This is a genomic window from Burkholderia sp. Nafp2/4-1b, from assembly GCF_003635165.1.
In the GTDB taxonomy this organism is placed as follows: domain Bacteria; phylum Pseudomonadota; class Gammaproteobacteria; order Burkholderiales; family Burkholderiaceae; genus Burkholderia.
In genome coordinates, this window is record NZ_ML058662.1 from 1 (window position 1) to 5,244 (window position 5,244).

Annotated in this window: 8 protein-coding genes and 1 pseudogene; 6 read left to right on the forward strand and 3 right to left on the reverse strand. The window is 57.9% G+C overall.

All coding sequences use genetic code 11. The features are described from left to right. From C7H84_RS35250 to C7H84_RS35260, 3 genes and pseudogenes are all read right to left on the reverse strand, one after another. Window positions 1-231: pseudogene (locus C7H84_RS35250) on the reverse strand (RNA-guided endonuclease TnpB family protein); the annotation flags it as partial. 356 nt (window positions 232-587) lie between these two features. Then, the gene (locus tag C7H84_RS35255; RefSeq protein WP_121863101.1) at window positions 588-938 is read right to left on the reverse strand and encodes a hypothetical protein; all 351 of its coding nucleotides are present in this window, start codon (window positions 936-938) and stop codon (window positions 588-590) included. Window positions 939-1,066: 128 nt separating this feature from the next. Further along, entirely contained in the window at window positions 1,067-1,882 is an 816-nt protein-coding gene (locus C7H84_RS35260) for a secretion protein EspA (protein ID WP_121863102.1), read from the reverse strand. A gap of 300 nt (window positions 1,883-2,182) precedes the next feature. Here C7H84_RS35260 and C7H84_RS35265 point away from each other — a divergent pair, with 300 nt between their 5' ends. Genes C7H84_RS35265 through C7H84_RS35290 form a run of 6 tightly spaced genes read left to right on the forward strand, consistent with a single transcriptional unit; the run spans window position 2,183 to window position 5,211 of the window. After that, window positions 2,183-2,905, forward strand: a complete 723-nt coding sequence (locus tag C7H84_RS35265; protein WP_240462196.1) for an AraC family transcriptional regulator — start codon at window positions 2,183-2,185, stop codon at window positions 2,903-2,905. A gap of 13 nt (window positions 2,906-2,918) precedes the next feature. Then, window positions 2,919-3,134: a type III secretion system needle filament subunit SctF gene (sctF, locus tag C7H84_RS35270; protein WP_121863103.1), complete on the forward strand. Its 216-nt coding sequence runs from the start codon at window positions 2,919-2,921 to the stop codon at window positions 3,132-3,134. Continuing rightward, the gene (locus C7H84_RS35275) at window positions 3,131-3,529 is read left to right on the forward strand and encodes an EscG/YscG/SsaH family type III secretion system needle protein co-chaperone (RefSeq protein ID WP_121863104.1); all 399 of its coding nucleotides are present in this window, start codon (window positions 3,131-3,133) and stop codon (window positions 3,527-3,529) included. Before sctF ends, C7H84_RS35275 begins: the two co-directional genes overlap by 4 nt. Then, window positions 3,441-3,788 (forward strand): type III secretion system inner rod subunit SctI, encoded by a 348-nt coding sequence (sctI, locus tag C7H84_RS35280; protein ID WP_121863105.1) that lies wholly within the window; start codon window positions 3,441-3,443, stop codon window positions 3,786-3,788. The genes C7H84_RS35275 and sctI overlap by 89 nt, the downstream gene beginning before the upstream one ends. After that, window positions 3,785-4,537 (forward strand): type III secretion inner membrane ring lipoprotein SctJ, encoded by a 753-nt coding sequence (sctJ, locus tag C7H84_RS35285; protein WP_121863106.1) that lies wholly within the window; start codon window positions 3,785-3,787, stop codon window positions 4,535-4,537. The genes sctI and sctJ overlap by 4 nt, the downstream gene beginning before the upstream one ends. Further along, complete coding sequence (locus tag C7H84_RS35290) at window positions 4,534-5,211, forward strand: type III secretion system domain-containing protein (protein WP_121863107.1); 678 nt, start codon at window positions 4,534-4,536, stop codon at window positions 5,209-5,211. Before sctJ ends, C7H84_RS35290 begins: the two co-directional genes overlap by 4 nt. Window positions 5,212-5,244: the final 33 nt, after the last annotated feature.

The window sequence follows — 5,244 nt, forward strand, 5'->3', positions numbered from 1 at the left end:
CTTCGCGTATTGCTCGCACGTTGCGTTGACCGTGCCGGAGTGAATACCGAGTTCCTTGCTGCCGCCGGTCGTCAGCACGTTCAGGTCGAATCCCGTCGGCCACTTCTTGCCCCACTTGAGCGCGTGCTTCTGCGTGTCGTTGCAGAAGTTCCACACGTAGTTCACCGCACGGCTCTGCTTGTGAAGCAGTCCGTTGAGCGATTTCACCCGGTAGCGATAGACGAGGATCATGCCGGTCATTTTAACGTTGGAATGCCGCTGTCAAACAGCGGCGCCCCTTTCCTCCCCGTCATGAAGGACGGGGGTTTCTCGGAGCAACTGATGAATTTCTTCTAAACGCCGGGGAGCCGCATCCTCAGATGCCGGCTCAGCGGGTGCATGCAAGACCACAACTGCAATCGCCACCGCGCTCGGACGGATATTTGCGACAGCGGTTTACTGTTGCGCCAATCTGATTGGTGCGGCGATGCCGCACCTGCAGAAGCGATGGATCAGTTGAAATCATTCGAATTCTCCATTGTGCACTAATGTGTCTCGCAACGATCCTCTGTTGCTCGATGCATATTGCCTTACTGCGCCTGTCCGGATCAGACGAATTCGCGCACGAGTTTTCTCTGTGGCCGGCTCTCACGTGAAGCCCCAAGCAGCGGCGCGCCAGCATCCGAAAGCTGCGCGAACCCGTCGCCGAGGCGCTTCAGGCATACTTCAATTCTGTCGGCCTGTATGTGCATTCGCTCGACCAAACCGTCCCCGCCCTGCTTCATCAAATCGTCGAAACGCTGTAGTTTGCGGCGCGCGTCCGGATCGCGTGACGCTCGCGCACGCAGCTCCGCAATCTCCTTCTGCACTTCCTGAAACTCCTGCATCTGCCCGCGCAGCGCATCTTTGTGTCGCCTCAGGTCTGTCATTGCATCCTTAAGTTGATCCAACTCATGCATCGCTCACCTCCGCTCGACAAATTCACCACAACTTTTCCAGGCTCACTCTAGCGAAATTTGCTACAGCATCTCGATGCATACCGCACATACACCCGCCCCGCTTTCGACAACGTGTCGCTATGCTGGCGTCAGCGGATTGCTTTCGCGATGCCACTCGTCGAGTCAGCAAGCATCGCTTGCAGGCTTTTGATCATCTCCACTGCAGTGTTGTAGTTCTGCATCAGTTGCTGCATCTTCAGCTGACATTGCTGAATAAAATCCGACGCGCGAGTCGACACCGATTCCAGCGATGACTTCACCGACATCAGATCCGCCTTGTCGAGGCTAATCGCGCCTTGCAATGCGCTCGCGAGCGTCTTCATGTGATCGACGCTGATCTTGTGGTCAGATCGGTAGTTCACTTCTGGCAGAGACCAGATGTAGTCGCATACTCGCTTGCCGTCGATCTTGATGCCGAGCGAATCCATGTAGCTGACGACTTCCTGCCATGGCTTTGATGTCATCCCCTCCGAACCGGCCTTCTCGATCATCGAATGCATCTTCTCGATCATTTGAGCGGACTTGGTCGCATCCTGACCGGCCTTAGTTTTCGAAGCAACGAATTCGTCGATAGTCTTGCCGCTCACGAGGATGTGGTTGGCCCTCATATATTCGAGCACCTCACCTGGCACGGCAGTCTTGTCCTCCGGCTTGACGAGCTTAGCGAGCGCGGCCTCGACATTGTTCGCCATATCCTGCGCGTCACGCGAAATGTTTGACTTCTTCTGCATGTCGTCGAGTACCGCCGTCGACTTGGAACTCAGCAGATTCATGATCACCAGCATCACTCCAATTGCGTCACCAATCGGATGCTGATTCGTGTCGGCGTGCTCGACACGCGCATGCGCGATGTAATCCGAATTAAAAGCGGGCAAGGGCTGACGTTCGATGACACAACCACTCATGGGTAACCTCCAATTATTTCATGCAGTCGGTTATTAATCCGTGTCGCCCCCGCGCGGACCGCATCTGCGGTGAACGTCCATCGGTGCACCTATCATAGCCGCCTACGTAGCGAACGTTTATCGGAATCCGGCCACGGATTTCGTTTTTTTGCCTAGAGGCCGCTACTTGTAAAGAACAACCAATGTGGTTGAGCGGTAATTTACCTCAGCCGTCGACGGTTTCAGGTGATGGCCTGAGACGATTCCTCAGCCAAGTGTCGGATGATTTGAACGGGCAGCAACAACAGCCGCGAGGGCTTGATGCAAGTGGTACGATTCATGTTCGGCCGCGTCAGCGGACAAGTAAGAACGTGCGGGACGATCCACACAGTGCCGGGCGACTGTATTGCCGTCACCGGTAGCGACTGCGCACTGTGCGACGCCGGCGCCGACACCGACATTCAGTTCGCCGATTTCTACGCAGCCGACTTCCGTACGCTTTACGGTGAAGTCAACGCGCTAATTGATCCACCAATCGCGGCGCCATTTCAGAGTGAATCGATTCGCGTAGTACCGACCTCACGCGAGGTGATCGGCATGCTGGAACTGCTTGCGCCTGTATCACGACCGGCGCTCCTCAGCTTCCTATACGTGTATTGCGTCGGCGCCGATCGAGCGTATTTCTCCCGATTGTTGCACTCCACGATGGCAGGCGATACAAACTTTGTCGATTTCGTCGACGCGAACGCCCTAAATCCCTGGAGCGTGGCCCGCTTTGCCACCGAGTTCGGGCTGCCACCACGCAAGTTCAACTTGCTATTCATCGAGAAGTACGGAATGTCCGCCAAACTGTGGCTCGTCGAGCGCCGCCTAGCGCACGCGCGGCATTTGCTCGCGTCGACGTCGATGCGCATCGTCGACATCGCACATGAATGTGGGTTCTCCAATCACGCGCATTTCACCGACCGCTTCCGCCGCCGCTACCGGTGCAATCCGACGCAATTCAGGCTGCGCGTAAAACAACCGACGATCACAGTCATTTGACGGAGGCGCCGCTATGGATATCGAAGCCGTCAATCAGCAACTTTCGCGTCTCGTCGACAAGGTTGGTAACAACGTCGAGTCCAGAATGTCCACATCCGATCTCAGCAATCCATCTAGCTTGCTGCAGGTGCAATTTGATCTTCAGCAATACTCAGTGTTTGTGGGCCTTCAGAGCGCAGTGCTCAAGGCTGTCAAGGACATGCTTTCAGGAATCATTCAAAAGATATGACGACGCTCGCAGCGGACGTGCGTCGTCTGTTGGTCGAGTGCGGTCTCGCGGCAGCAAACCACAACCTCGTGCAACATGCATGGGACATTTATGAGGCCCTGCCGACGCTCCTCTCAGCCCCTGGCGATCGGCGCCTGGTCGAGGCGGCGATGCTCATCGGTCTCGGCAGAGATGGCCAAGCCGCGAGGCTTCTTGCATCGACGCCAGGCTCGGAAGCCGCCCTGCTGCGTAGTCTGATCGCGCCCTCGAATGCCCCGCTAAACGCGACGGCCACCAGTTTTCATCCGAACTCGCAAGAATCCATCCATGGAAATAACAGCCGCGCAACGCGCACTCCAGGTACAGGCAACAAAGCAGGAATCGGGCGCGACCCCACCCGATCATATTCAGATTGAGGCGTTTACACGCGCGCTATTCGGTCAGGACGCGAGCACACCAGAAGCACAGGCCGCAATTGCCTTTCATGATCGCGCGATTGACCTTGATCGCGCAATAAAGACGGTGCGCGATCGCGGCAGCGACGCGCTCATGCAACCGCTTGAGATGCTCGCGAATCAGTCTGCAATGCTGCATGCGATCCTCGAAGTTGATCTTGTTGCGAAGGTGGCTGGCTCGGTGTCGCAGGGCATCAACAAACTGGTAAACATGCAATGATGGCGCGCACTTCGCGCGTCACTTGCTCGGCCATACTCGGTCTATCGCTCGTGGCATGCAAGACCGACCTCTACACGAACCTGCCAGAAGCCGAGGCGAACCAGATGATTGCGCTACTGATGTTGCGCGACATAAATGTTGATAAAGAGCTATCTAAAGACGGCAACGTAACCATTCGCATCGACTCTAACGAGTTCGTCAACGCCGTCGAACTAATGCGGCAGCACGGGCTGCCGCGCCGCAAGGTTACCGCGCTCAATGACCTATTCCCCCCCGGCCAGCTCGTCACTTCGCCAACACAGGAGGAGGCCAAGATCACGTTCCTCAAGGAACAACAGCTCGAGAAAATGCTTCGGTCGATGGACGGCGTCGTCGACGCACAGGTCTCAATTGCCGAGCGCGATCTTCAGAATCGACGCGATCCGCCTCGCACGTCCGCGTCGGTATTCGTGAAATATAGCCCCGAGCGCAATTTCGTTGCGCACGAGGCGGAGATCCGTAGCCTCGTTGTCAATGGCACCACGGGGCTATCATCCGACCACGTGAGCGTCGTGCTGCAGCGCGCCGATTACCGCTACGAAATGCCAACCCGACTCGAGCCGCAAGCCGACACTGGCCTCATCTCATGGGTGCGCGTGCACCGCGTCAAGCTCGGCACCGCCCTGGGCGCCTTCGGCATCGTCGTGAGTCTCGCGGCCGCCGCCATCGCACTGCGCATTTGGTCCGCCGGCAAGCAACGGACGTCATGAGCACACTGCCTTTCACATCCGCGCTGCAGCGCCTACATAGGCTTGGTTGGCAACCGGGTGCAACGATGCATGATGACTGGTGGCAACATCTCGGACTCGCCGAGTGGCGTGACAAATATCATCGTTATCCGGCGTGCCGTCAAGCGATCGACCGGGTAATCGTCGCGCGTCGAGGCTTCCCGCGTGCACCGCTACCCGCCTGCCTCGATAGCCGGCAAAACGCTCTGCTGGCGGCCGAGCCTAGGATCGACTCCTTGATCATCGCGCTCGGGGTGATCGCACTCGATTGCGCCGATCACCTTCTCGTGAAGCAATATCGCGCACATTTGGTCGGCGGGATCGGCGAGCGCGCTTGCACACAATTGCTCGCGGTGCATCGCGGATGGCGCTCATCGGCGCGCGTTGCGTTGCCCGAACGCCTCATCGAGACCGCAACGGTGGCGGCCGTGCACTGGTGGCAGCGCGATGCGGATGCGTGCATTGTGGCGACAATACTCGCGTCGAGACTGCCGCCGTTAGTCGACGCAGGCGCTGACGTGCGCGCCGCAATGATCGAGCCCGCGAACACGCCAAATGAGCGCACATTCGCCGCGTTCCCCTACCCCGCCCCCCCGCAGACACCCGCGGCCGGCTCAGCCGCTGATAAGCTGTTGAAACTCGCCCGCTTCTTTTGACGTCCTCCTCTTCCTAAAGGGAGAGGATTCCCA